This is a genomic window from Nocardioides sp. LHG3406-4, assembly GCF_049897745.1.
Classification (GTDB): Bacteria; Actinomycetota; Actinomycetes; order Propionibacteriales; family Nocardioidaceae; genus Nocardioides.
On sequence record NZ_JAFCWV010000002.1, the window covers coordinates 389353 to 413756 of the forward strand.

General features: G+C 71.2%; 25 protein-coding genes. 21 read left to right on the forward strand and 4 right to left on the reverse strand.

The window, feature by feature from the left end; genetic code table 11:
• The first annotated feature begins 126 nt into the window (after positions 1–126).
• The 5 genes from ACP7BP_RS07890 to ACP7BP_RS07910 all read left to right on the forward strand — a co-directional run bounded on the left by ACP7BP_RS07890 (position 127) and on the right by ACP7BP_RS07910 (position 5148).
• Positions 127–522: a YraN family protein gene (locus ACP7BP_RS07890; RefSeq protein WP_426244021.1), complete on the forward strand. Its 396-nt coding sequence runs from the start codon at positions 127–129 to the stop codon at positions 520–522.
• Positions 522–2108, forward strand: a complete 1587-nt coding sequence (locus ACP7BP_RS07895) for a YifB family Mg chelatase-like AAA ATPase (RefSeq protein ID WP_426244022.1) — start codon at positions 522–524, stop codon at positions 2106–2108. The genes ACP7BP_RS07890 and ACP7BP_RS07895 overlap by 1 nt, the downstream gene beginning before the upstream one ends.
• On the forward strand, positions 2105–3319 hold the full coding sequence (gene dprA, locus ACP7BP_RS07900; protein WP_426244023.1) for a DNA-processing protein DprA: 1215 nt from the start codon (positions 2105–2107) through the stop codon (positions 3317–3319). The genes ACP7BP_RS07895 and dprA overlap by 4 nt, the downstream gene beginning before the upstream one ends.
• A complete protein-coding gene (locus tag ACP7BP_RS07905) occupies positions 3316–4122 on the forward strand; it encodes a GNAT family N-acetyltransferase (protein WP_426244024.1) in 807 nt (268 codons plus the stop codon). Before dprA ends, ACP7BP_RS07905 begins: the two co-directional genes overlap by 4 nt.
• Positions 4123–4191: 69 nt before the next feature.
• Positions 4192–5148 (forward strand): tyrosine recombinase XerC, encoded by a 957-nt coding sequence (locus ACP7BP_RS07910; RefSeq protein WP_426244025.1) that lies wholly within the window; start codon positions 4192–4194, stop codon positions 5146–5148.
• Here the strand turns inward: ACP7BP_RS07910 and ACP7BP_RS07915 are convergent.
• Positions 5096–5731 (reverse strand): M23 family metallopeptidase, encoded by a 636-nt coding sequence (locus ACP7BP_RS07915; protein ID WP_426244026.1) that lies wholly within the window; start codon positions 5729–5731, stop codon positions 5096–5098. The two genes, ACP7BP_RS07910 and ACP7BP_RS07915, sit on opposite strands and share 53 nt — an antisense overlap.
• Positions 5732–6158: 427 nt before the next feature.
• Between ACP7BP_RS07915 and rpsB the strand changes: the two genes are divergently transcribed.
• The 10 genes from rpsB to ACP7BP_RS07965 all read left to right on the forward strand — a co-directional run bounded on the left by rpsB (position 6159) and on the right by ACP7BP_RS07965 (position 14590).
• Positions 6159–7202, forward strand: a complete 1044-nt coding sequence (gene rpsB / locus ACP7BP_RS07920; protein ID WP_426244027.1) for a 30S ribosomal protein S2 — start codon at positions 6159–6161, stop codon at positions 7200–7202.
• Positions 7203–7249: 47 nt separating this feature from the next.
• Positions 7250–8065, forward strand: coding sequence for a translation elongation factor Ts (tsf, locus tag ACP7BP_RS07925; protein WP_426244028.1), 816 nt, complete (start codon positions 7250–7252; stop codon positions 8063–8065).
• Positions 8066–8142: 77 nt separating this feature from the next.
• Positions 8143–8895 (forward strand): UMP kinase, encoded by a 753-nt coding sequence (pyrH, locus tag ACP7BP_RS07930; protein WP_426244029.1) that lies wholly within the window; start codon positions 8143–8145, stop codon positions 8893–8895.
• A 75-nt stretch (positions 8896–8970) separates the two neighbouring features.
• Positions 8971–9525 (forward strand): ribosome recycling factor, encoded by a 555-nt coding sequence (gene frr, locus ACP7BP_RS07935; RefSeq protein ID WP_426244776.1) that lies wholly within the window; start codon positions 8971–8973, stop codon positions 9523–9525.
• Between the two features lie 15 nt (positions 9526–9540).
• Positions 9541–10434 (forward strand): phosphatidate cytidylyltransferase, encoded by an 894-nt coding sequence (locus tag ACP7BP_RS07940; protein ID WP_426244030.1) that lies wholly within the window; start codon positions 9541–9543, stop codon positions 10432–10434.
• A complete protein-coding gene (locus ACP7BP_RS07945) occupies positions 10434–11216 on the forward strand; it encodes an SDR family oxidoreductase (protein ID WP_426244031.1) in 783 nt (260 codons plus the stop codon). The genes ACP7BP_RS07940 and ACP7BP_RS07945 overlap by 1 nt, the downstream gene beginning before the upstream one ends.
• Positions 11213–11740 (forward strand): histidine phosphatase family protein, encoded by a 528-nt coding sequence (locus ACP7BP_RS07950; RefSeq protein ID WP_426244032.1) that lies wholly within the window; start codon positions 11213–11215, stop codon positions 11738–11740. Before ACP7BP_RS07945 ends, ACP7BP_RS07950 begins: the two co-directional genes overlap by 4 nt.
• A 9-nt stretch (positions 11741–11749) precedes the next feature.
• Positions 11750–12124 carry a hypothetical protein gene (locus ACP7BP_RS07955; RefSeq protein WP_426244033.1) on the forward strand — a complete coding sequence of 125 codons (375 nt, stop codon included), beginning with the start codon at positions 11750–11752 and terminating at the stop codon, positions 12122–12124.
• A 61-nt stretch (positions 12125–12185) separates the two neighbouring features.
• The gene (gene rlmN, locus ACP7BP_RS07960; protein WP_426244034.1) at positions 12186–13310 is read left to right on the forward strand and encodes a 23S rRNA (adenine(2503)-C(2))-methyltransferase RlmN; all 1125 of its coding nucleotides are present in this window, start codon (positions 12186–12188) and stop codon (positions 13308–13310) included.
• Between the two features lie 98 nt (positions 13311–13408).
• Positions 13409–14590 carry a glycosyltransferase family 4 protein gene (locus tag ACP7BP_RS07965; protein WP_426244035.1) on the forward strand — a complete coding sequence of 394 codons (1182 nt, stop codon included), beginning with the start codon at positions 13409–13411 and terminating at the stop codon, positions 14588–14590.
• A 7-nt stretch (positions 14591–14597) separates the two neighbouring features.
• On the opposite strand, the gene ACP7BP_RS07970 is transcribed toward ACP7BP_RS07965, so the two are convergent.
• Positions 14598–15680 (reverse strand): LOG family protein, encoded by a 1083-nt coding sequence (locus ACP7BP_RS07970; protein WP_426244036.1) that lies wholly within the window; start codon positions 15678–15680, stop codon positions 14598–14600.
• 27 nt (positions 15681–15707) lie between these two features.
• Positions 15708–16598, reverse strand: a complete 891-nt coding sequence (locus tag ACP7BP_RS07975; protein ID WP_426244037.1) for a serine protein kinase RIO — start codon at positions 16596–16598, stop codon at positions 15708–15710.
• 198 nt (positions 16599–16796) lie between these two features.
• Here ACP7BP_RS07975 and ACP7BP_RS07980 point away from each other — a divergent pair, with 198 nt between their 5' ends.
• Entirely contained in the window at positions 16797–18230 is a 1434-nt protein-coding gene (locus tag ACP7BP_RS07980; RefSeq protein ID WP_426244038.1) for a M1 family metallopeptidase, read from the forward strand.
• Between the two features lie 9 nt (positions 18231–18239).
• Here ACP7BP_RS07980 and ACP7BP_RS07985 read toward each other — a convergent pair whose 3' ends face one another.
• Positions 18240–18710 (reverse strand): Lrp/AsnC family transcriptional regulator, encoded by a 471-nt coding sequence (locus ACP7BP_RS07985; protein ID WP_426244039.1) that lies wholly within the window; start codon positions 18708–18710, stop codon positions 18240–18242.
• Between the two features lie 154 nt (positions 18711–18864).
• Here ACP7BP_RS07985 and ACP7BP_RS07990 point away from each other — a divergent pair, with 154 nt between their 5' ends.
• From ACP7BP_RS07990 to ACP7BP_RS08010, 5 genes are read left to right on the forward strand one after another with little or no spacing between them, the layout of a single operon-like run.
• Entirely contained in the window at positions 18865–20046 is a 1182-nt protein-coding gene (locus ACP7BP_RS07990; RefSeq protein WP_426244040.1) for an ABC transporter substrate-binding protein, read from the forward strand.
• A complete protein-coding gene (locus ACP7BP_RS07995) occupies positions 20039–21196 on the forward strand; it encodes an ABC transporter ATP-binding protein (RefSeq protein WP_426244041.1) in 1158 nt (385 codons plus the stop codon). The genes ACP7BP_RS07990 and ACP7BP_RS07995 overlap by 8 nt, the downstream gene beginning before the upstream one ends.
• Positions 21193–22038 carry an ABC transporter permease gene (locus tag ACP7BP_RS08000; protein WP_426244042.1) on the forward strand — a complete coding sequence of 282 codons (846 nt, stop codon included), beginning with the start codon at positions 21193–21195 and terminating at the stop codon, positions 22036–22038. Before ACP7BP_RS07995 ends, ACP7BP_RS08000 begins: the two co-directional genes overlap by 4 nt.
• Positions 22035–22826, forward strand: coding sequence for an ABC transporter permease (locus tag ACP7BP_RS08005; RefSeq protein WP_426244043.1), 792 nt, complete (start codon positions 22035–22037; stop codon positions 22824–22826). The genes ACP7BP_RS08000 and ACP7BP_RS08005 overlap by 4 nt, the downstream gene beginning before the upstream one ends.
• Positions 22823–24217: an NAD(P)/FAD-dependent oxidoreductase gene (locus tag ACP7BP_RS08010; protein ID WP_426244044.1), complete on the forward strand. Its 1395-nt coding sequence runs from the start codon at positions 22823–22825 to the stop codon at positions 24215–24217. The genes ACP7BP_RS08005 and ACP7BP_RS08010 overlap by 4 nt, the downstream gene beginning before the upstream one ends.
• Positions 24218–24404: the final 187 nt, after the last annotated feature.

The following is a 24404-nucleotide window of genomic DNA, read 5'->3' on the forward strand; positions in this document are numbered from 1 at the left end:
AAAGCCATCTAGACCGACCCCGAACCCGTCCACAGGGTCGCCGAAACCGTGCTCATCCACAGGGCTGCCTCCGGCGTCCGACCGGCGTCGGCGCCGACGACGACGCTGCGGTCAGGAGGTTCATCCATGACCCGAAGCCAGACCGCAGACCACCGCATCGCACCGCCCACCCACAACGGGGCCCTCGGCGAGTACGGCGAGACCCTCGCCGCCCGGCATCTCGTCGCTGGAGGCATGGTGCTGCTCGACCGCAACTGGCGCTGTCGCGAGGGCGAGGTCGACCTGTTGCTGCGCGACGGCGACGTCCTGGTCGCCTGCGAGGTGAAGACCCGCACGACCTTCGAGTGCGGCACCCCGCACGAGGCGGTCGACGCGGCCAAGGTGGCCCGGCTGAGACGGGTCGCAGACGAGTGGGTGCGCGAGCGGTCCCTGTCGCCCGGTGACATCCGGGTCGACCTGGTCGCCGTGCTGAGGCCCCCACGCGGCGCCTCGGTCGTCGAGCACGTGGCTGGAGTCGGCTGATGCCGTTCGCCACCACCCACACCGTGAGCCTGCAGGGCTCTGTCGGGCACCTGATCGAGGTCCAGGCCGATGTCTCCCAGGGGCTGGTGGGCATGACCGTGGTCGGCCGCCCCGATGCCACGCTCAACGAGGCCCGCGACCGGGTGCGGATGGCCATCGCCAACTCGATGCTGGCCTGGCCGTCCACCCGCCGGGTCACCATCCTGCTCGGGCCGGCCGACCTCCCCAAGAGCGGCACCCACTTCGACCTCGCGATGGCGGTGGCGATCAAGGCCGCCGAAGCGCTCGTGCCCGCGTCCGCGCTGGAGTCCACCGTGTTCATCGGCGAGCTCACGCTGTCGGGCGGGCTGCGCTCGGTCCCGGGCGTGCTGCCGATGGTGATGGCCGCGGCGCAGCGCGGCGTGGTCCGGGTGTTCGTGCCCGAGCCCCAGGTGCGCGAGGCGGCCATGGTGCCGGGCATGGAGGTGTTCGGTGTGCGGTCGCTCGCCCAGGTGTTCAGCATGCTCAACGGCGAGCCGGTCCCCGAGGCACCGCCGGTCGCGCCCATGTCGGGGGCGAGGCTGCTCTCCTGGCGCGGGCAGCACCAGCGGGCCGAGGTCGACATGGCCGACCTGGTCGGCATGCCCGACGCCAAGTACGCCGTCGAGGTGGCCGCCGCCGGCGGGCACCACCTCCTCCTCTCCGGGCCCAAGGGGGCCGGCAAGACCACCCTGGCCGAGCGCATTCCCTCCGTGCTGCCCGACCTGAGCCCCGAGGAGGCGCTCGAGCTGACGGCGATCCACTCCCTGGCAGGGGCCCTCGAGCCGGGCGACGACCTCATCCGTCGCCCTCCCTACTTCGCACCGCACCACGACGCGAGCAAGGCCAGCCTGCTCGGCGGCGGCACCGGCCGAGTGCGCCCGGGGGCGGTGAGCAGGGCGCACTGCGGCGTGCTGTTCCTCGACGAGTTCCCGCTCTTCCGCACCGACGTGGTCGAGGCCCTGCGCGAGCCGTTGGAGGGCGGCGCCGTGACGATCGCGCGGGGCGAGGAGTTCGCGACCTTCCCGGCCCGCGGGATGGTGGTGCTGGCGGCGAACCCCTGCCCGTGCGGCGACTACACCCCGTCGGTCCCACGCAACCAGTGCACCTGCCACGAGGCGGTGCGCCGGGCCTACCGACAGAAGCTGACGGGTCCGATCGCCGACCGCATCGACATCCTGCGGCACGTCGAGCCGGAGGCGCCGCACGGATCGGCAGACGTGTTCGCGCTGCGTGAGCGGTCCGACCAGGTCCGCCGCCGCGTCACCCTGGCCCGCGAGCGACAGGCCGAGCGCTACGCCGGCCGCGGCTTCCGCCTCAACAGCCAGGTCCCCGGCCACCTGCTCGAGTCGGAGTGGCCACTCGAGCCGCCGGCGCGCGCCCTGCTCGACGAGGAGCTCTACGGCGGCCGGTTGACCCGCCGCGGCGCGGTGCGGGTGCACCGGCTGGCGCTCACCGTGTCTGACCTCCGTGGGCTCGAGCAGCCCGGTCTCGACGAGGTCGCCGTGGCCCTGGACCTGCGCTCCGGGGAGCCGCTCGAGCTGCCGGCGCTGGGGCGTGCCGGATGAACGCGGCGGCGGCACCGTCCGACGACGAGCGTCTGGCCCGGGTCGCGCTGGCCCGACTCGGCGAGCCGGGAGAGACCCGGCTGGCCGGGCTGGCGGCGGAGCTGGGCGCCGTCCGGCTGTACGAGGCTCTGTGTGCCGAGCGAGATCCGCGCGGCCTGCTCGCGGACGTGGCCGGCCGGCTGGCGGGTGTCGACCCCGAGCGCGACCTCCGGCGTGCCGAGAAGCTGGGCATCCGCTACGTCATCCCCGGAGATGCCGAGTGGCCGAGCCGCCTCGATGACCTCGCCGGTGCCGGTTCGCTGCACGAGCGCAGCGGTGCACCGATCGGCCTGTGGGTCCGTGGCCCTCTCGACCTGTCGTCGCTCGATCGGTCCTTGGCAGTGGTGGGCTCTCGGTCCGCGACCACCTACGGCCTCCGGGTGGCCGACGAGATCGCGGCCACGGCCGCGCGATCCGGCGTCTCGGTCATCTCCGGTGCCGCGTTCGGCATCGATCAGGCGGCCCATCGCGGGGCGTTGGCCGTCGGCGGCATGACCGTGGCGGTGCTCGCGTGCGGCGCCGACCGGGCCTATCCCGAGGCGCACCGGGCTCTCATCGACCACATCGGGAGCGTGGGCGCCGTCGTCTCGGAGTCCCCGCCCGGGTGCTCACCCACCCGCATCCGCTTCCTCGCCCGCAACCGGCTGATCGCCGCGCTCGGCACTGGCACGGTCATCGTGGAGGCCGCGATCCGCAGCGGCGCCCTCAACACCGCCAACTGGACCGACCGGCTGAACCGAGTGGTGATGGGCGTGCCCGGGCCGGTGACGAGCGCCCAGTCCCAGGGCGTCCATCAGCTCGTCCGCACCGGCGCGGCCAGCCTGGTCACCTGCGGCAGCGACGTCCTCGAGCTCATCAGCCTGGCCGGTGACCACCTGCGCGAGGACCCTCGTGAGCCGACGCGTCCGCGCGACCGGCTCACCTCTCGCCAGCGCCAGGTGATCGACGCGGTCCCGGTGCGTGCGCCGGCCCCGGTCGACTCGGTGGCCCGCACTGCAGGCATGGGGCTCCTGGAGGTCCGGAGCACGCTCACCAGACTCGCCGAGCGCGGCCTCGTGGAGCTCGTCCGGGGAGGGTGGCGTCTGGTCGACACCCGCGGGGGTCGCGGCCCTGGGGAGGAGGCGAAACTCGTTGGTCTCCCGGGATCCGCCGGCGATAGCCTCCGCACGTGACCGCCACTTCCGCTGACCTGCTCGAGGCCTACGACGACCAGCTCAGGCAGGAGGCCGAGGTGACGTCCGCCCGGGAGTGGCACCGCCACGGCCCGCTCGTGCGCGCCATCACCGGCCGCGGGGGGTTCGTCACCTACCGCGATCTGGCCGGACTCGAGGGCTCTGCGCTGGACGCGCTGATCGCCGACACGGTCGCGTGGTTCCGCGACGAGACCGACGTCAGCATGTTCGAGTGGAAGACGCGCGGTCACGACGCTCCCGCCGACCTGCCCGAGCGGCTGGAGGCCCACGGCCTGGTGGCCGATCCGGTCGAGACAGTCATGATCGGCGCCGCCGAGCGCCTCGACGTGGCCGTTGACCTGCCCGCCGGCCTGGTCGTGCGCCGGGCCGGCGACGGGGGAGACCTGCTGGCCGACGTCTCGGCCGCCGCCCGGATGCAGGAGAGCGTCTTCGGCAAGTCCGGTGGCCCCGACCCAGCCGAGCTCGCCGAGCAGCTGGTCGAGTCCCCGGAGCTCTCGGAGCTGTGGCTGGCCGAGGACGAGCACGGCACGGTGGTCTCCGCCGGACGCCTCGAGATGGTCCCGGGCACCGAGTTCGGTGGGCTGTGGGGCGGGTCGACACTGGCCCAGTGGCGCGGGAAGGGGATCTACCGTGCCCTGGTGGCAGCCCGGGCACGGTCGGCGCTCCGGCTGGGCGGGGTCTACCTGCACAGCGACTGCACCGACATGTCCCGGCCGATCCTCGAGCGCAGCGGCCTGGTCGCGGTGACCACCACGACGCCGTACAACTGGGCCCGTTCTTGAGCGTGCGCCTGCCGGCCGCGGCGCGCCGCGGTTCCTAGACTCGGAGGATGGCCGAGCGGAGACGTGCGCATGAGCGCTGACGGCACGCCGGCCGACGAGGGACACGATGACGAGCTGCCCGAAGGGTTCGCCCGGTTGCTGGGGGAGTACGAACGGCACCTGGTCTCCGAGCGGGACCTGACCCCGCACACCGTGCGGGCGTACGTCGGCGACGTGCACTCCCTGCTCGACCACCTGCGCCGTCTCGGCCACGACGACGTCGCGACGATCGACCTTCGGAGCCTGCGCAGCTGGCTGGCCAAGCAGCACTCGATGGGCAGCGCCCGCACGAGCGTCGCCCGCCGGGCGACCGCCGCCAGGGTCTTCACCGGGTGGCTCGCGCGCACCGGTCGGGCGCCGGCAGACGCCGGCGCATCCCTGGCCTCTCCGAAGAAGCCGAAGTCGCTGCCACCGGTCCTCCGCGCCGACGAGGCGCGCGACCTCATCGAGAGCGCCGCGGAGCTGGCGGACGACGGCAGCCCCGTGGGGGTCCGCGACGTGGCCATGCTCGAGCTGCTCTACGCCACCGGCATCCGCGTGGGCGAGCTGGTGGCGCTCGACATCGACGACCTCGACCACGAGCGTCGGGTCGCCAGAGTGTTCGGCAAGGGACGCAAGGAGCGGACCGTGCCCTACGGCCAGCCCGCCGCGGCGGCGCTGGCGCGCTGGCTCACCCACGGTCGCCCGCAGATGAGGGCCGAGGGCGCCGGAGCGGCGCTCTTCCTCGGTGCCCGAGGCCGGCGGATCGACCAGCGGGTGGTGCGCGACATCGTGCACCGGCTGATCGCGGCCGTGCCCGGCGCACCCGACATCGGACCGCACGGACTCCGGCACACGGCGGCCACCCACCTCCTCGAGGGAGGTGCCGACCTCCGGTCGGTGCAGGAGCTGCTCGGGCACGCCTCCTTGGCCACTACCCAGCTCTACACGCACGTCACCACCGACCGGCTGCGCACGGCGTACAGGCAGGCGCACCCGCGCGCGTGAGCCAGGCTCGCAGTGGAGCGAACCGGAGCCACCCGGCGTAGGGGACCAGCGTCGTGGGCGGTGCGAATGGGACGTCGCGCCACAGGGGCAGCAGCCGGATCTCGCCGCCCTCGCCGACGAGCTCGAGGGGATCGAGATAGGTGTCTCCCCGCAGCCAGCCCCAGTGCAGGCAGGCGCGCGGGAAGCAGTGGGACATGGGCACGGTCAGGCGCCCGATCGCGCCTCCTGCCTGGACCTCGTCGCCGACGCGCACCGTGGCGGTCACCGGTTCGTACGTCGTGCGCGTCTCGCCGTGGTCGACGACCACCACGCCGCGACCCGCGAGCTGGCCGGCGAAGGTGACCCGTCCGGCCGTGGCCGCCAGCACGGCCTGCCCTGGCATCCCCGCCAGGTCGACGCCGCGATGACCAGCACCCCAGGGATCGTCGGGTGGGTCGAAGCCGGCCACCACCTCGGGCTCGGGTGACAGGGGCCAGACACCCGTCGGCTCCGCGGCCGGATCGGGTGGGGTCGAGGCGCGGGCCGGTGCAGCCGCCAGGAGAAGGGTGACGGCGACGACGGCGGACAGCACACGGGAGAACATGGGTCGAGCCTGGCCGGTGCGGGGCGCTCCTGCCTGGCGCCTGTCGAAGCCTGTGGAGAGGATCGGTTTCGTCGCTGCTGTGGACACCTTGCGGTCCGACGGCACCGATTGGTCCGCCCGGCCGTGGTGGCCTAGGATTCACGCAGCAGCCCTCCGGGGCTGACTTCGCACGCTCGCAGACCGCGACGGAGCTGCATTCCTGGACTCCGACCACCCGTGGGCGCCGATCCTCGGTTCCACTCCTCCGCCCGTTCCGGGGGGAGTGGATGAGATCGCGCGTGAGCGTCAGGGCCGCCGGCACCTGTCGGTGGCATGAACTGAAAACCACACAGCGGTACGCCGTCCGTCCGACCTGGTTCAAGGTCGGGCCCTGGTCAGTGACGACCAGCACACGACGCGCGTGACCGCATCACCACAGGAGATCCACATGGCAGTCGTCACCATGCGCCAGCTTCTCGAGAGCGGCGTCCACTTCGGGCACCAGACCCGTCGCTGGAACCCGAAGATGAAGCGCTTCATCATGACCGAGCGCAACGGCATCTACATCATCGACCTGCAGCAGTCGCTGGCCTACATCGACCGCAGCTACGCCTTCGTCAAGGAGACCGTGGCCAAGGGCGGCGTCGTGATGTTCGTCGGCACCAAGAAGCAGGCCCAGGAGGCGATCGCCGAGCAGGCGACCCGCGTCGGCATGCCGTACGTCAACCAGCGTTGGCTCGGCGGCATGCTCACCAACTTCCAGACCGTGCACCAGAGGATCAACCGCCTCAAGGAGCTCGACGAGATCGACTTCGACAACGTCGCCGGCTCCGGTCGCACCAAGAAGGAACTGCTGCAGATGAAGCGCGAGCGCGACAAGCTCGACAAGACCCTGGGCGGTATCCGCGAGATGACGCGCACCCCCTCGGCCGTCTGGATCGTCGACACCAACAAGGAGCACCTGGCGGTCGAGGAGGCGCGCAAGCTGCGCATCCCGATCATCGGCATCCTCGACTCCAACTGCGACCCCGACCTCGTCGACTTCCCGATCCCGGGCAACGACGACGCGATCCGCGCGGTCGGCCTGCTGACCCGCGTGGTCGCCGACGCAGTCGCCGAGGGCCTCATCGCCCGCTCGGGCGCCAAGACGGGCGCCGACGCGGCCACCGTCGAGGAGCCGCTGGCCGAGTGGGAGCGCGAGCTGCTCGCCGGTGACGCCGACAAGGCCGCCGTGGCTGCCACCGGTGGCGACGCCGCCACCGACACCGCCGCCGCCGAGAGCACCGGTGCTGCCACCGAGGCTCCCGCCGCCGTCGCCGCTGCGGAAGCCGCCGCCGAGCCGGTCGCCGACGCCGAGCCGGCAACCGAGGAGCCGGCCACCGAGCCCGCCACCGAGGCTCCGGTCGCCGACGCCGAGCCGGCAACCGAGGAGCCGGCCGCCGAGCCGGTCGCTGACGCCGAGCCGGTCGCCGACGCTGAGAAGAAGGACTGACCTCCGCGTCGGTCCCACCTCGAACACACAACTCAGGAAGAAGGAACATGGCTAACTTCTCCGCTGCCGACGTCAAGAAGCTCCGCGAGCTCACCGGCGCCGGCATGATGGACTGCAAGAAGGCGCTCGAGGAGGCCGAGGGCGACTTCGACAAGGCTGTCGAGCTGCTCCGCGTCAAGGGAGCCGCCAAGGCTGCCAAGCGCGGTGCCGAGCGCGAGGCCTCCGCCGGCCTGGTCGCGCACTCCGCCGGCGTGCTCGTCGAGCTCCGGTGCGAGACCGACTTCGTGGCCAAGGGCGAGGACTTCGTCGCCACTGCCCAGAAGATCGCCGACGCCGCGTCCGAGGCCAAGCCGGCCGACGTCGAGGCGCTCAAGAGGGTCCCGCTGGACGGGCGCACCGTCGGCGAGGTCGTCGAGGGCCTCGCGATCTCGATCGGCGAGAAGATCGAGCTCGGCCAGTACGTCCACTTCGACGGCGACGTCGTGGCCTACATGCACAAGCGTGCGGCCGACCTGCCGCCCGCCGTGGGTGTCCTGGTCGAGTTCACCGGCTCCAACCCCGACGCCGCTCGCGGTGCCGCGATGCAGATCGCCGCGATGAAGCCGCAGTACCTCACCCGTGAGGACGTCCCGGCAGACATCGTCGAGCACGAGCGGGCCATCGCCGAGGCCACCTCTCGCGAGGAGGGCAAGCCCGAGCAGGCGATCGCCAAGATCACCGAAGGACGCCTCAACGGCTTCTTCAAGGACGTCGTCCTGCTCGAGCAGCCGTCGGTGACCGAGAACAAGAAGACCGTGAAGAAGGTCCTCGACGAGGCCGGCGTGACGCTCACCCGTTTTGCCCGGTTCGAGGTCGGCGCCTGACCCGATAGGGTTCCCACGACGTACGACGAGGAGGCCGGTTCGATGACTCAGCAATGGATCACCGAGCCGGCCTTCTCATGTCCCCACCTCGACGGCACCGTGAAGGAACTCTCGTGACCGCCTACCACCGCGTCCTGCTCAAGCTCTCCGGTGAGGTCTTCGGAGGCGGCCGCGTCGGCGTCGACCCCGACGTCGTCGCCAAGGTGGCCAAGGAGATCGCCGCTGTCGTCCGCGCCGGCGTGGGGGTGGCAATCGTTGTCGGCGGCGGGAACTTCTTCCGCGGGGCCGAGATGCAGCAGCGCGGCATGGACCGCTCGCGCGCCGACTACATGGGCATGCTCGGCACCGTCATGAACTGCCTGGCCCTCCAGGACTTCCTCGAGAAGGAGGGCATCGAGACGCGCGTGCAGACCGCGATCGCGATGGGCCAGGTCGCCGAGCCCTACATCCCGCGCCGGGCGATGCGGCACCTCGAGAAGGGCCGCGTCGTCATCTTCGGCGCCGGTGCCGGCATGCCGTTCTTCTCCACCGACACGGTCGCCGCCCAGCGCGCGCTCGAGACCAAGTGCGAGGTGGTGCTGATGGCCAAGCAGGGCGTCGACGGCGTCTACAGCGCCGATCCGAAGAAGGACCCCACGGCCACGAAGTACGACACGCTCACCTTCCAGGAGGCCCTCCAGCAGGGCCTCAAGATCGCCGACGCGACGGCTTTCGCCCTCTGCATGGAGAACGAGATGCCGCTCATCGTCTTCGGAGGCGACGACGAGGGCGCGATCCTGCGCATCGTGCAGGGTGAGAAGATTGGCACGCTCGTCAGCACCGAGGCCTGAGCGGCCTCGACTACGCTCGACCGGCCGGTCGCCGTACGACCAGCACACCGGAACCCACCCCAGGAGTACGTCGTGATCAACGAGATCCTCAACGAGGCCGAGGACAAGATGAAGAAGTCGGTGGAGGCGACCCGGGAGGAGTTCGCGACGATCCGTGCCGGGCGCGCCAACCCGAGCATGTTCAGCAAGATCGTCGTCGACTACTACGGCTCGCCGACGCCGCTCCAGCAGCTGGCGTCGTTCACTGCGCAGGACGCCCGCGTCATCTTGATCTCGCCCTACGACCAGGGTGCGATGGCCAACATCGAGCGCGCCATCCGCGACTCCGACCTGGGCGTCAACCCGGCCAACGACGGCACGGTGCTCCGCTGCGCCTTCCCCGAGCTCACCGAGGAACGGCGCAAGGAGTACATCAAGCTCGCCAAGGGCAAGGCCGAGGACGGCCGCGTCTCCGTGCGCAACATCCGTCGTACCGCCAAGCAGGCCCTGGAGAAGCTCGACAAGGACGGCGAGGTCGGCACCGACGACGTGACAGGTGCCGAGAAGCGTCTCGACTCCTCCACCAAGACCTACACCGACCAGATCGACGAGCTCCTCAAGAACAAGGAAGCCGAGCTGCTCGAGGTCTGACCTCGACGAGCCGCCATGACTGACACGCCCCCACCCGCCGGCCCGACGGCACCGGCAGGACCCCCGGCCCGGGACCACGGCCGCGCCGGGCGCAACCTCCCTGCCGCCATCGCCTCCGCCGTCGTGCTGCTTGCGGCCATCGCCGCGTCGCTGCTTGTCTGGAAGACCGCCTTCATGGTGATCGTGGCGGCGGCCGTAGCGGTCGCGATCTGGGAGCTGCGTCAGGGCCTGCTCGCCAAGGACATCGACCTGCCGCAGCAGCCGCTGATGGTCGGCGGCGTGGTGATGGTGGTCGTGGCCTACTTCTGGGGCGCCCCGGCACTGGTGACGGCGACCGCGGTGACGGCTCTCGTGCTCATGCTCTGGCTGCTGCGCCGAGGCGTCGCGGGCTACGTCCAGACCGCGACCGCGTCGGTCTTCACGCTCGTCTACGTGCCGTTCCTCGGCTCGTTCGTGGCCCTGCTGCTCGCCGAGGGCGGCGCGACCGGCTTCGACCACTTCGACGAGGGCGTCAAGGGCATCATCGCGTTCATCCTGGTCACGATCGCCTCCGACATCGGCGGCTACGTCGCCGGCGTGCTGTTCGGCCGGCACCCGATGGCCCCGGTCATCTCGCCGAAGAAGTCGTGGGAGGGCTTCGCCGGCTCGCTGGTCTTCACGGTCGCGGCCGGTGTGGCCCTGGTCGTCTACCTGCTCGACGGCGACTGGTGGGTCGGCGTCGCGCTCGGCCTGATCGCCGTCGTCATGGCGACGCTCGGCGACCTGTGCGAGTCGGTGATGAAGCGCGATCTCGGCATCAAGGACATGAGCCAGGTCATCCCGGGTCACGGCGGCCTGATGGACCGGCTCGACTCCCTGCTCGCCACCATCGCACCGATCTGGCTGCTCCTGCACTACCTCGTCTTCTGATGAGGGTGCTGGTCACCGGCGGCCGGACCGGATACCTCGGTCGGGCCGTGGTCGCTGCCGCGCGCGCCGCCGGGCACGAGGTGACGGGTGTCTCGAGCGCCGACGCCGACCTCCGCGACGCGTCGGCCGTGTCCGGCCTCGTCGCCACGCACCGGCCCCACGTGGTCATCCACACCGCCTACGTTCAGGCCGACTGGGCGGTGACGGCCACCGGTGCCGCTCACGTCGCGGGCGCGTGTGCGATCGGCGGCGCCAGGCTGGTCCTGGTCTCCTCCGACGTCGTCTTCTCGGGAGCAGACGGTCTCTACGACGAGACGGCGCCTCCCGACCCGATCACGCCCTACGGCGCGGCCAAGGCGGCGGCGGAGACGGTCACCGCGGCGCTGGTCGGCGACTCCGTGGTGGCCCGCACGTCGCTCATCGTGGGTGACGGGGACTCCCAGCACGAGCGGCTGGTGCACGGCCTGCTGCGAGGTGCCGGGGGCGCGCTCTTCGACGACGAGATGCGGTGCCCGGTGCACGTGGAGGATCTCGCGGCCGCCCTCGTCGAGGTCGGCACGTCCGACTACCGCGGCATCCTCCACGTCGCCGGCGCCGAGGCCATGAGCAGGCTCGACCTGGGCCGGCTGATCGCCCGGCGCGACGGCCTCGACGCCTCGCGGCTGCGCGGGGTGTCCCGGGAGGCGGCAGGCGTGCCCGGACCGATCGACGTACGCCTCGACTCCACGCGTGCGGCCGGCGTGCTGGCCACCCGGCTGCGCGGCGCCTCGGAGTTCCTGTGAGCCTGTTCCTCGTCCGGCACGGCCGGCCGCTGATCGACACCGCGGTGCCGGCCCGCGCATGGGAGCTCGACCCGCGGGGGTACGACGACATCTGGGCGCTGCGCGAGTCGGGTCGCGTTCCCGGGCGGGCCGCGTGGTTCAGCTCTCCCGAGCCCAAGGCGATCGGCACGGCCACGCTGCTCACCGACGCGCAGGTCGGTGTCGTCGACGACCTCGCCGAGCACCGCCGCGAGTCCACGGACTGGATCGACGACTTCGAGGGCACGGTGCGCCGGGCCTTCGCGGAGCCCGACCGGGCGGCGTACGACGGGTGGGAGCCGCTCGCCGACTGCCGGCGTCGCGTCGTCTCCGCGGTGCGGCCCGCGCTGGCCGCCGTGGGCGAGGGCGACCTGGTGCTCGTGGGGCACGGCACCGCCTGGACCCTGCTCGTGGCGGAGCTCACCGGGAGCGCCCCCGACCTCGGGGTGTGGGCGGCCCTCGCCATGCCGGACGTGATCCGTCTCGACGGCCCGTTCGCCACCTAGGATCCGGTCATGACCACCGATCAGTCGGACCGAGCCCCCGACCACGAGGTCGAGGGCGCCGCCGACGCGAAGTCGCCGCTCGACTGGTGGCACCACAGCCACCCGACGTTCGCGGCACTGACGGGCTTCTTCGCCGGCATGGTCTTCGTCACCGCCGTCCCGGGTGGCTTCGCGGGCATCCTGCGCCTGATGTTCCCCTACCACCGGGCCGAGGAGCTCTTCCCGCTCGTCGCCATCGGGCTCGTGGTGCCGATCGCCCTGCTGACCAAGCGCAAGACCCGCAGGTTCGGCGTCTTCATGGTGATCGGCATGGTGCTCACGGCGCTGGTGGTGCTCGGGGTGGCGTCGCTGGTGCTCTACTTCATGGTCCGCTACGACTCCTGAGCCCGCCTCGACTCGCCTCGAGTCGGTCAACGCAGCCGTTCGGTGGGATGATCGGTCGGTTATGTCTGACGCCCCCATCACCCTGCCCCTGGTCTTCACCGAGCCGCGCGGACGCAAGAAGCCGCCGCGACACCTCGCCGACCTCGACGAGGCTGGCCGCAAGGAGCTGCTGAGCGAGGCCGGGCTCCCGGCCTTCCGCGCGACGCAGCTCTCCACGCACTACTTCAGCCGGCTGGTCGACGACCCTGCGCAGATGACCGACCTCCCGGCCGCGCAGCGCGACGAGCTCGTCTCGACCCTGCTGCCGACCCTGATGACCCCGCTCCGCACGCTCGAGGCCGACAAGGGCACCACCCGCAAGACCCTGTGGAAGCTCTTCGACGGCGCCCTCGTCGAGTCCGTGCTGATGCGCTACCCCGACCGCGCCACGGTGTGCGTCTCGAGCCAGGCCGGCTGCGGCATGGCCTGCCCCTTCTGCGCCACCGGCCAGGGCGGGCTGCAGCGCAACATGTCGACCGCCGAGATCGTCGAGCAGGTTGTCGCGGGTGCCCGGTCGATGGCGCGCGGCGAGGTCCCCGGCGGGCCGGGACGCGTGTCCAACGTGGTCTTCATGGGGATGGGTGAGCCGCTGGCCAACTACAAGGCCGTGATCGGCGCCGTGCGCTGCCTCACCGACCCGAACCCCGCAGGCCTGGGCCTGAGCGCCCGCGGCGTCACCGTGTCGACGGTCGGCCTCGTGCCGCGGATGATCCAGCTCGCCGACGAGGGAATCCCGGTGACCCTGGCGCTGAGCCTGCACGCACCCGACGACGAGCTGCGCAACGAGCTGGTGCCGGTCAACACGCGCTGGTCGGTCGCCGAGACGGTCGACGCGGCCTGGAACTACGCGGCGAAGACCAAGCGCCGAGTCTCGATCGAGTACGCCATGATGCGCGGCATCAACGACCAGGCCCACCGCGCCGACCTGCTCGGCGACCTCCTCAACTCCTACGGCGATTGGGGCTGGGTGCACGTCAACCTGATCCCGCTGAACCCCACGCCGGGCTCGAAGTGGACCGCCAGCGACCCCAGGGACGAGCGCGAGTTCGTGCGCCGGCTCGAGGCGAAGGGCATCCCCACCACGGTGCGGGACACCCGCGGCCGCGAGATCGACGGGGCGTGCGGGCAGCTGGCCGCCGCCGAGTGACCTCGGTGCATCGGGTCGGATGACCCGACGGCCGCCGTTCACGTGTCGTCCACGGCAGGACGGGCGTGAGTTCGGGGGCGGTTCCTAGCGTCTGAGGCATGGCGCTCACCTCGCTGGCACCACGCAGGCAGGCCCACCCCGTGGCTGGGCCGCCCCGGCTGCGCGTGCTGGTCGTCTCCGAGTCGTTCCTACCGCAGGTCAACGGAGTGACCAACTCCGTTCGTCGGGTGCTGGAGCATCTCGCCGCCGAGGGCCACGAGGCTGAGCTGGTCGCGCCGACCGGCCCCGAGACGTACGCCGGGTTCACGGTGACGCACACGCGCGGCACCAGCCTGCCGTGCTACCGGGACTTCCGGATCGGTCTCGAGACGCGGCGCCGGCTGAGGGCCGCCATCACCCGGTTCCGGCCCGACGTCGTGCACATCGCGTCTCCGGCCACCCTCGGCCACCAGGCGGCGCGAGCGGCGCGCGAGCTCGGCGTACCGACCGTCGCGGTCTACCAGACCGACCTGGTCGGCTTCGCCCGACAGTACGGCGTCCCGGGCGGCGCGGCGGCGATGACTGCGCTGACGCGGCGGATCCACACCGGGGTGGACCGGACCCTGGTGCCCTCGACGGCCAGCCTGGAGCAGCTCCGCGCGATGGGGATCGCCAACCTCGGACGCTGGCCCCGGGGCGTCGACCTCGCGCAGTTCGACCCGCGACACCGGTCCGACCGGCTGCGCGACCGGCTCGCGTTGCCCGGCGACCTGCTCGTCGGGTACGTCGGCCGGCTGGCCGCCGAGAAGGAGCTCGAGCTGCTGGTGCCGCTGGACGCGACACCGGGCGTCCGGCTGGTGCTCGTCGGCGGGGGACCGGAGGAGGGGCGGCTGCGCGCGCTGCTGCCCAACGCCGTCTTCCTCGGCGTCCTGCACGGGCAGGACCTCTCCGTCGCCTACGCGAGCCTCGACGTCTTCGTGCACACCGGCCGGCACGAGACCTACTGCCAGGCGGCGCAGGAGGCGCTCGCGTCGGGGGTGCCCGCGGTCGCACCGCGGGCGGGAGGTCCGATCGACGTCATCGACGACGGGGTGGCCGGCTTCCTCTACGCGCCCGGCGACGCCGCCGAGCTGACGTCGTACACCAAGCGGCTGGTCGACGACCCGATGCTGCGCCTGCGGATGAGTCGCCAGGCCCGGCGCAGCGTCGAGGGCCGCTCGTGGCACAGCGTCAACGAGCTGCTCGTCCGTCACTACCGCGAGGTCAGCGGGGTGGGCCTGGCTCGTCGTCGGGCCGGGTGACCCGGCGTCACCCGCTCACCAGCTCCGCGGCCTCGTCGACGGTCTCTACCAGGTGCACGTGCTGCTCCATCGGCCGACCGCGGGCGAGCGCCTGCAGGAGCGGCCACGCGGGAAGCACCCGCGTCCAGTGGTCGCTGCCGACCAGGACCATCGGCGCGACCGCGGACTCGTCGGCGTAGTAGTTCTCGCAGGCGTCCTGGAAGATCTCCTGCACGGTGCCCGCGGCGCCACCGAGAAACACGATGCCCCGGTTGCAGACCTGAAGCAGGACCGCCTCCCGGGCCGGGTTGCCGAAGTACTTCGCGATCGCCGTGGCGAAGACGTTGGGCGGCTCGTGGCCGTAGTGCCAGGTGGGCACGCCGAGCGTCTCAGTCGCCTCGGAGTGCCGGTCGAGCACGTCGAAGCCCGCGGCGGCCCAGGCCTCGACGGACGGCCGGTACGACGGCACGGCGGCCAGCTCGGCGAGTGCCTTGTCGACCGCCTGTGCCGGGGCTCCGGCCAGCCTCGCGCCCAGGTTGGCGGCCTCCATCGCGCCCGGTCCGCCGCCGGTGGCGACCGTGCGCGAGGCCCCGAGCAGGTGACCGAGGCGGGCCGCGTCGGCGTAGCCGGGTGAGCCGCGCTCGACTGCGTGCCCGCCCATGACGCCGACGAGGTCGCGGTCCGAGACCCACCGGGCGAGCGCCTGGTCGATGGCGTGGTCGTGCAGCGCCTTGGCGAGAGCCGAGTCCTGTGAGCGTCGGCCCTTCGACCAGGCATAGGCCCGGCCGTCGAGGGAGTCGCGGTAGGACGCGGCGCCGTACAGCTCACGGGCCGTGTAGAGCTCGGTGCGGTAGCCGTCGACCGGGGAGTCCGGCGGCTGGGGGAAGACCAGGGCACCCTCCGCGCGGACGCGCGCCTCGTCGCCGTCGGCGAAGCGGCACCCGAGGAACAGCGCACCGCCCGCACGGCACCCCGCCAGGGTGCGCGAGTGGTTGGTCAGGTCGATGCCACTCAGCCGCCAGCCGGACAGTGAGGAGGTGCCGTCGGCGACGCGTCGTACGAACTCCTCGGCAGTCTCGACGTCGACCACGCGTCCCCGGCTGCGCCTCACCCGCCAGAACCTAGCCCACCGACAGTCTCAGAACGCGTGCGCCATCAGCTCGGCGAACAGGTCCTGCTCGTCCACCTCGAGCCCGCGGGCCCGGAACCAGGTGCACATGTTGGTGCAGTCGCGCATCAGGTAGTCCATGCCCTGGGGGTTGCCGACCAGGTCGACCATCTGGGGCAGGTCGATGACGACGAGCCGGTCACCGGCCGCCAGCGTGTTGTACGGCGACAGGTCACCGTGCACGACCCCCGCCTGCGCCATCGTGGCCAGGGTGTCCCGGAGCTGGTCGTAGTACGACGCCAGCAGGTCCGGAGCGGGCCGGGTCTGGGCCAGCCGCGGTGCCGTCTCGCCGTCGTGGGTGATCCACTCCATCAGGATCTCCGTGCCGTCGATCTGCACCGGGTAGGGCACCGGCACCCCGAGCTCCCAGAGCCGCGTGAGCGCTCCCCACTCGGAGACGGCCCACTCCCCGGCCGCGACCAGTCGACCGAACGTCGACTTGCGCTTGAGGGCGCGCTCGTCGCGCGACCGCTTCATGGAGCGCCCTTCGGTGTAGGACGCCGCCCGGTGGAACGTGCGGTGGTTGGTGTCCCGGTAGCGCTTGGCGGCCATGATCACGCCGGCCTCGGGCTCGAGGGGGTCGGCGCGCTCGAGCAGGAAGACGTCGGCCTCCTTCCCGGTCTTGAGGATGCCGAGGTCGGTGTCGATGGCGCCCTGGGAGGTCACCACCCAGTCGGGCCGCGGCTCGGGGCCGCGGCTGAGGGGCTCGACGCTCATCCAGGTCGACCAGCGCTGGGTCGCCTCGTCGAGGTCGTCGTAGGTGGTGAAGTCGAAGACGAAGCTGGGGTCGAGCTCGTCAGCCGGCTCGGGGGCCGGGCCGAGGGCCCATTCGAGGGCCCGTTCGTGCGGGGTGTGCGTCATGGCTGGATGTGCTCCGTGAGGTCGAGAGGGTCTGGTCTGCGGACAGGCCAAGGACAGTGGTGGTCACGTCACTGCTCCTCTCGCTCGACGGGCACGCGTCAGCGCCCCGGTGGTGTGTCTGAGTGCTCAGCATGGAGGTGCGGTGGGCGGCGCCGCAACGCAATTAGCGCGATGTCGACGACCGGGTAGGTTCGGCGGGTGATCTCCCACTCCACGGTACGCCGCGTCATCGGCCCGCTCGCCGTCGTCCTCGCCACCGGTCTCGTCGGTGGGGCAGGAGCCACCGCCACGAGCCACCGGGCGGCGACGCCCGGCTCCAGCGGCATCGGTGACACCTACTTCCCGGCCGATGGCAACGGCGGCATCGACGTCCAGAGCTACGCCGTGCACGACCGGTACGCCCTCGCCTCGAAGAGGCTGCGGGGGTCGACCCGGATCACGCTCCTCGCGACCCAGGACCTCTCGTCGTTCAACCTCGACTTCCTCCTGGGCGTTCGCAAGGTCACCGTCGACGGGGTGCGCGCCGACCACGCCAAGCCCAGCGAGCACGAGCTGCGCATCACGCCCGCGGCGCCGATCGCCACCGGGACCACCGTGACCGTCGTGGTCGACTACGACGGCCGCCCCGCCCGGCACCGCTACGAGGGTGAGAGCAACTGGCTGGCGAACGGGCGCGAGGCCGTCGCGATGAACGAGCCGCACATGGCGCCGTGGTGGTTCCCCTCCAACGACCACCCGCGCGACAAGGCCCTGATGGACATCACGATCACCGTGCCCCGCGGCAAGGAGGTCGTGGCCAACGGCCGGCTCGTCGACAAGAGCTCCCACAAGTCGACCACGACGTGGCACTGGCGCGCCGACGAGCCGATGAGCACCTACCTGGCGTTCTTCGCGGCGGGTGACTTCGAGATCGACCGGGGCACCCACCAGGGTCTGCCGTGGCTGGTGGCCGCGTCGAAGGCGCTGCCGCCCCGGGCGACGAGGGCCTCGATGCGCCAGCTGCGCCGGAGCCCCGCGATCGTCAAGTCGCTGGAGGCCGACCTCGGCGCCTACCCGTTCTCGGTCACCGGTGGGCTCGTGACCGCGCTCGACCCCGGCTTCGCCCTGGAGAACCAGACCCGTCCGACCTATCCGGCCCTGGGCTCCGGCTCGACCAGCCTCCTCGTCCACGAGCTCGCGCACCAGTGGTTCGGCGACGACGTCGGCATCGACCAGTGGCGCGACATCTGGCTCAACGAGGGGGCCGCCACCTTCATGGAGGCGCGGTACGCCGAGACGCACGGCGGCCCGGCCGGCGCGGCCTGGCTGCAGAGCCAGTACGCCGCCTTCGGTGCCGGCGACTCCTTCTGGAGGACGCCGGTCGTCGATCCCGGCGAGGCCGACATCTTCGACAACGCCGTCTACACCCGCGGTGGCATGGCACTCCAGGCGCTGCGCAACCGCATCGGTGAGCAGGCCTTCTGGACGCTGCTGCCCACCTGGCTGTCGACCCGCTCAGGCGCCAACGGCAGCTCCGAGCAGTTCGAGGCGCTCGCCGCGCAGGTCAGCGGCGAGGACCTGACCGGCTTCTTCCAGGCGTGGCTGCGCGACCGGGCGAAGCCGGCGAAGACCGCCGACAACGGCCTGCTCTGAGGCAGGGGCTCAGCGGACCCCCCAGGAGTACGTCTGCTTCTTGAGCTTGAGGTACATGAACGTCTCGGTGCCCTCGACGCCCTCGATCGCCCGGATCTTGGTGGAGACCAGCTCGAGCAGGTGCTCGTCGCTCTCGCATACCGCCTCGACCAGCAGGTCGAACGTGCCGGCGGTGATCACGACGTAGTCGACCTCGTCGAACGTCGCGATGAGGTCGGCGACGCCTTCGAGGGGCCCCCTGATCCGCACGCCGATCATGGCCTGGCGGGCGAAGCCGAGCTCCATGGGGTCGGTGACGGCGACGACCTGCATGACGCCGGTGTCGGTGAGCCGCTGCACCCGCTGGCGGACGGCGGCCTCCGAAAGGCCGACGGCCTTGCCGATGGCGGCGTACGAACGGCGCCCGTCCTGCTGGAGCTGTTCGATGATCGCCTTGGAGACGTCGTCGAGGTGTCCTCCGGGTCGTGCCGCCGCATTCATGACACGCAACGTACAAGACGATGGAACCCCACCGAAACACCCGCGGAGACCACAGATTTCGTTGCGATCGGCGCGTTGGTCAACCGGATCCCTTGTGAGACGCGACCGTGCATGACACGATCCCGACAACTCGCCGTACGACGAAGGGTGGGGCATGGCGTCCACGAAAGCCGGTCTGAGCCGACGAGCGCTGCTCCGCGGCGCCGGCACGGTGGCCTTCGCCGGGGCGAGCGTCGCGGCGCTCAAGCTGCCGTTCTTCGAGGTGTCGGGCGCCCAGCAGGACCCGGCAAAGTGCATCGCGCGCGACCGGTCGGGCACCGACAAGCGACTCGTCGTCTCCAACTGGCCGGGCTACATCGACCCGAAGCGCAAGGAGACCTCGACCTTCCAGGTCTTCCAGCAGCAGACCGGCATCACCGTCGACTACACCGACGACGTCAACGACAACGCGGAGTTCTACGCGAAGGTCCGCAACCAGCTGGGCACCTGCGAGCCGATCGACCGGGACATGGTCATGCTGACCGACTGGATGGCCGCCCGGATGATCGGCCTGGGCTGGATCCAGCCGCTCGACCCCGACAAGGTGCCCAACCTCCACGCCAACCTCATCGAGCCGCTGCGCAACCGCCAGTGGGACCGCGACCTGAGCTACCACGCGCCCTGGCAGACCGGCCTCACCGGAATCGCCTACAACGCGGCGAAGACCGGCGAGGTGAAGACCTTCGCGGAGCTCCTGACCAAGCCCGAGCTCAAGGGCCGGGTCACCCTGCTCTCGGAGATGCGCGACACGATGGGCTTCATGCTGCGCATCGGCGGCGCGGATCCCGACGACTTCACCCCGGAGGAGTGGGAGAACGCGATCGAGGAGCTGCGCAAGGTCGTCGCCTCCGGCCAGGTGCGCGCGTTCACCGGCAACGACTACACCCAGGACCTGGCGGCCGGGAACATCCTCGCCTGCGAGGCCTGGTCGGGCGATGTCATCCAGCTCCAGTTCGAGAACCCCGACATCAAGTTCGTGGTGCCGGAGGAGGGGCTGGCGCTGTGGAGCGACAACATGCTGGTGCCCAACCAGGCGACGCACCAGGCCAACGCCGAGGCGTGGATCGACTACTACTACCAGCCCGAGGTCGCCGCCAAGCTGGCCGCCTGGGTCAACTACATCTGTCCCGTCGAGGGGGCCCGCGAGGAGATGGAGAAGATCGACCCCAGCCTGGTGGACAACAAGCTCATCTTCCCCGACGAGTCGGACCTCGCCGACACCTTCGACTTCATGCCGCTCGACGACCGGCAGACGATCGCCTACGAGAGGGACTGGTCAGATGTCATCGGTGGCTGAGCAGAGGGCCGACGCACCCGACGGGGCGTCGTACGACGGCTTGCGGATGCGGTCGCTGACCAAGTCGTTCGGCTCCTTCACCGCGGTCGACTCCCTCGACCTCGACGTGCCTCGTGGCTCCTTCTTCGCCCTGCTAGGCCCCTCGGGGTGCGGCAAGACGACGACCCTGCGGATGCTCGCCGGCCTGGAGGAGCCCACGTCCGGCACCATCCACCTGGCCGGGGAGGACATCACCCACCGACGAGCCCACCAGCGGCCCGTCAACACGGTGTTCCAGAGCTACGCGCTGTTCCCGCACCTGACCATCTTCGAGAACGTCGCCTTCGGCCTGCGCCGGCGCAAGGTGCGTGAGGTGTCCCAGAAGGTAGGGGAGATGCTCGAGCTCGTCGAGCTGGTCAGCCAGCGCGACAAGAAGCCCGCGCAGCTCTCCGGCGGGCAGCAGCAGCGGGTGGCGCTGGCCCGGGCGCTGATCAACGAGCCCGAGGTGCTGCTGCTCGACGAGCCCCTCGGCGCGCTCGACCTCAAGCTGAGGCGCTCGATGCAGATCGAGATCAAGCGCATCCAGAACGAGGTCGGGCTGACCTTCATCCACGTCACCCACGACCAGGAGGAGGCCATGACGATGGCCGACACGGTCGCGGTGATGAACGCCGGCATCATCGAGCAGCTCGGCCCGCCGGCGGAGCTCTACGAGAACCCGCGCAGCACGTTCGTGGCAAACTTCCTGGGGCAGTCCAACCTGATCGAGGGCACCGTCACCGGCCGCGACGGCGACCTGGTCACCGTCGACATGCACGGCACCGCCGTGTCGGTCCCGGCGGACCGCTCGCACGCGTCGGGCGACAAGGGCTGGATCGGCATCCGGCCCGAGAAGGTGCTGGTGGGGGAGCCGGGCGAGGAGCTCGACGCGCCGGGCAACACCATCCCCGGGGGCGTGGTGACCGACGTCAGCTTCGTCGGCGTCAGCACGCAGTACCTCGTACGGATGCCGTGGGGCCAGGAGCTGCAGGTGTTCGCACAGAACACCGGGCGGCACCGGCTCTTCCGCACCGGCGAGCAGGTGGAGCTGTCGTGGCGGCCGGAGTACGCCTTCCTCCTCGACCACGCCCAGGACGCCTCGGCCGGCGCACAGCGGGCGGACGCGTCGTGAGACGAGCCCGGACCGGCTACTTCCTGCTGCTCCCGGGGATGCTGTGGCTGCTGCTCTTCTTCGTGGTGCCGTTCTACTCACTGGTCGCGACCAGCCTCTACGACCCGGCCGGGTCCGACTTCCGCGGCTACGACATGACCTACCACGTCGCGAACTACGCCGACGCCGTACGCGACTACTGGCGCCCCCTGCTGCGCTCGCTCGGGTACGGCGCTGCAGCCACGGCGTTCTGCCTGGTGCTGGGGTACGTGCTGGCCTACGCCATCGCCTTCAAGGCCGGCCGCTGGAAGAACCTCATGCTGGTGCTGGTCATCGCGCCGTTCTTCACCAGCTTCCTGGTGCGCACCCTGTCGTGGAAGCTGATCCTCGCCGACGACGGCTGGGTGGTGAACACCCTCCAGGCGCTGCAGGTGCTCGGTGACGACGGGCGGCTGCTGGCCACCCCGGTCGCCGTGGTCGCGGGTCTCACCTACAACTTCCTGCCGTTCATGGTGCTGCCGCTCTTCGCCAGCCTCGACAAGGTAGACCACCGGCTGATCGAGGCCTCCAGCGACCTCTACGCCCACCCGGTGGTGGGGTTCTTCAAGGTGACCTGGCCGCTCTCGCTGCCCGGCGTAGTGTCGGGCACGCTGCTGACGTTCATCCCTGCTGTGGGTGACTACATCAACGCCGAGCTGCTCGGCAGCCCCAACCAGCGGATGATCGGCGGGATCATCCAGAGCCTCTTCACCGACGCCAACGACTACCCGGCGGCCGCGGCGCTCTCGGTGATCCTGATGGCCCTGATCGTGGCGATGGTGCTGGTCTACGTGCGCCGCGCCGGGACGGAGGAGCTCCTGTGAGCTGGCTACGGCGCAACCTCGTGCTCGTCCTAGGCCTCGTCGTGCTCGTCTACACCTTCGTGCCGATCTTCGTGGTCGTGCTGATGAGCTTCAACGCACCGCGCAGCCGCAACGTCTACTCCTTCGACGGGTTCACCCTCGACAACTGGCTCAACCCGTGCGCCGACCCGTCGATGTGCCACGCGCTGGTGCGAAGCGTCGAGATCGGGCTGCTCGCCACCCTGGTCGCCACGATCCTCGGCACGCTGGCGGCGTTCGCGCTGGTGCGGCACCGCTTCGCCGGGCGCTCGTCGACCAACCTGCTGATCTTCCTGCCGATGGCCGCACCCGAGATCGTGCTGGGGTCCTCCCTGCTCGCCCTCTTCGTGGCCTCTGGCTTCGCCGGGCAGCTCGGGTTCTGGACCATCCTCGTCGCCCACATCATGTTCTGCCTGTCGTTCGTGGTCGTCACGGTGCGAGCCCGGCTCGCGGGCATGGACGACAACCTCGAACAGGCAGCCCAGGACCTCTACGCGACGCCTGCCCAGACGTTCTGGCGGGTGACCTTCCCGCTGGTGTTCCCCGGCATCCTCGGGGCGGCGCTGCTGAGCTTCTCGCTGTCCTTCGACGACTTCATCATCACCAACCTCAACGCCGGCACCACGACGACGTTCCCGATGTACGTCTGGGGGGTGGCGCAGCGCGGCGTACCCATGCAGGTCAACGTCGTCGGCACGCTGATGTTCGTCGTCTCCATCGCGATCGTGCTGAGCGCCGAGCTGCGCCACCGGCGGGCCCGGACGACGTGAGCCCGGAGCGTTCCCTGGTCGACGCCGCGCCGTCGGTCTTCTGGCTCGACGACCCGGCACGACCCCCCGCCACGGCTCCGTTGCGCGGTGCGGTCGACGCCGACCTGCTGGTCGTCGGCGGCGGCTACACCGGGCTCTGGACAGCGCTGCGTGCCCTCGAGCGCCACCCGGGTCGCTCCGTCGTCGTCCTCGAGGCGGGCCGGTGCGGCGACGAGGCGAGCGGCCGCAACGGCGGCTTCGCTGACGCCAGCCTCACCCACGGCTTCGGCAACGGGTGTGCGCGCTGGCCCGAGGAGCTCGCGCAGCTCGACCGGCTCGGCGCCGACAACCTGCGCGCGATCGGCGAGACCGTCGCACGGCACGGCATCGACTGCAACTGGGAGGAGACCGGCGAGCTGACCGTGGCCCGAGCGACTCACGAGCTGCGGCAGCTGGGGGAGCAGGCCGAGGCGATGACCGCGGCCGGCCACGTCGTCGCGCTGCTCGACGAGGATCAGCTGCGCGCCCGCCTCGACTCCCCGACGTACGTCGGAGGCCTGCTCGACCAGCAGGGCACGGCTCTTGTCGAGCCGGCCCGCCTGGCCTGGGGGCTGCGGCAGGCCTGTCTCGACCTCGGAGCGGTGATCCACGAGCACTCGCCGGTGGTCGCTCTAGAGGGGGACGGTACGGCGCTCGTCGCCCGCACCAGACGCGGCCGGGTGCGCGCGGGGCAGGTGGCGCTGGCCACCAACGCCTTCCCGTCCCTGCTGCGGCGCCTTCGGCTGATGACGGTGCCGGTCTACGACCACGTGCTGATGACCGAGCCGCTGACGAGTGCCCAGCTCGCCTCTCTCGGCTGGGCGGGCCGTGAGGGCGTCGGTGACGCGGGCAACCTCTTCCACTACTCCCGGCTGACGCGGGACAACCGCATCCTGTGGGGCGGCTACGACGCGGGGTACCACTTCGGGTCGAGGATCGCGCGGTCGCTCGAGCAGTCGGACGCGGTCCACACCCTGCTGGCGCGCAACTTCTTCGCGACGTACCCGCAGCTCGAGGGTTTGCGCTTCACGCACCGCTGGGGCGGCGTGATCGACACGTGCACGCGGTTCTCGGCGTTCTACGGGACGGCGTACGCCGGCCGGGCGGCGTACGCGCTCGGCTTCACCGGGCTGGGAGTGGCCGCCACCCGCTTCGGGGCCGACGTGATGCTGGACCTGCTGGCCGGTGAGGAGACGGAGCGGACCCGGCTGCGGATGGTGCGGGAGAAGCCGCTGCCCTTCCCGCCGGAGCCGCTGCGCTACGCCGGGATCCAGGCGACCCGCTGGTCGATGGCGCGCGCCGATCGCAACGACGGCCGGCAGAACCTGTGGCTCAAGACCCTGGACCGCCTCGGTCTCGGGTTCGACTTCTGAGCGGTCCTCACCTACCCGTTGAGTTGCGCCTCCCGCACCGTTGAGTTGCGCCTCCCGCACCGTTGAGGTGCGCCTCGCGTACCTGTTGAGTTGCGCCTCGCGCACCGTCGAGTTGCGCCGGCGTACCTCGCGATGTCCCTCAACGCGACTCAACAGCAACGAGGGCGCAACTCAACGGGTACGGGGA

Bases quoted from the DNA above. Each gene is read 5' to 3' on its own strand.
- ACP7BP_RS07890 (WP_426244021.1), top strand. From the start codon at position 127: ATGACCCGAAGCCAGACCGCAGACCACCGCATCGCACCGCCCACCCAC.
- ACP7BP_RS07895 (WP_426244022.1), top strand. From the start codon at position 522: ATGCCGTTCGCCACCACCCACACCGTGAGCCTGCAGGGCTCTGTCGGG.
- dprA (WP_426244023.1), top strand. From the start codon at position 2,105: ATGAACGCGGCGGCGGCACCGTCCGACGACGAGCGTCTGGCCCGGGTC.
- ACP7BP_RS07910 (WP_426244025.1), top strand. From the start codon at position 4,192: ATGAGCGCTGACGGCACGCCGGCCGACGAGGGACACGATGACGAGCTG.
- ACP7BP_RS07915 (WP_426244026.1), bottom strand. From the start codon at position 5,731: ATGTTCTCCCGTGTGCTGTCCGCCGTCGTCGCCGTCACCCTTCTCCTG.
- rpsB (WP_426244027.1), top strand. From the start codon at position 6,159: ATGGCAGTCGTCACCATGCGCCAGCTTCTCGAGAGCGGCGTCCACTTC.
- tsf (WP_426244028.1), top strand. From the start codon at position 7,250: ATGGCTAACTTCTCCGCTGCCGACGTCAAGAAGCTCCGCGAGCTCACC.
- pyrH (WP_426244029.1), top strand. From the start codon at position 8,143: ATGTCCCCACCTCGACGGCACCGTGAAGGAACTCTCGTGACCGCCTAC.
- ACP7BP_RS07940 (WP_426244030.1), top strand. From the start codon at position 9,541: ATGACTGACACGCCCCCACCCGCCGGCCCGACGGCACCGGCAGGACCC.
- ACP7BP_RS07945 (WP_426244031.1), top strand. From the start codon at position 10,434: ATGAGGGTGCTGGTCACCGGCGGCCGGACCGGATACCTCGGTCGGGCC.
- ACP7BP_RS07955 (WP_426244033.1), top strand. From the start codon at position 11,750: ATGACCACCGATCAGTCGGACCGAGCCCCCGACCACGAGGTCGAGGGC.
- rlmN (WP_426244034.1), top strand. From the start codon at position 12,186: ATGTCTGACGCCCCCATCACCCTGCCCCTGGTCTTCACCGAGCCGCGC.
- ACP7BP_RS07965 (WP_426244035.1), top strand. From the start codon at position 13,409: ATGGCGCTCACCTCGCTGGCACCACGCAGGCAGGCCCACCCCGTGGCT.
- ACP7BP_RS07975 (WP_426244037.1), bottom strand. From the start codon at position 16,598: ATGACGCACACCCCGCACGAACGGGCCCTCGAATGGGCCCTCGGCCCG.
- ACP7BP_RS07985 (WP_426244039.1), bottom strand. From the start codon at position 18,710: ATGAATGCGGCGGCACGACCCGGAGGACACCTCGACGACGTCTCCAAG.
- ACP7BP_RS07990 (WP_426244040.1), top strand. From the start codon at position 18,865: ATGGCGTCCACGAAAGCCGGTCTGAGCCGACGAGCGCTGCTCCGCGGC.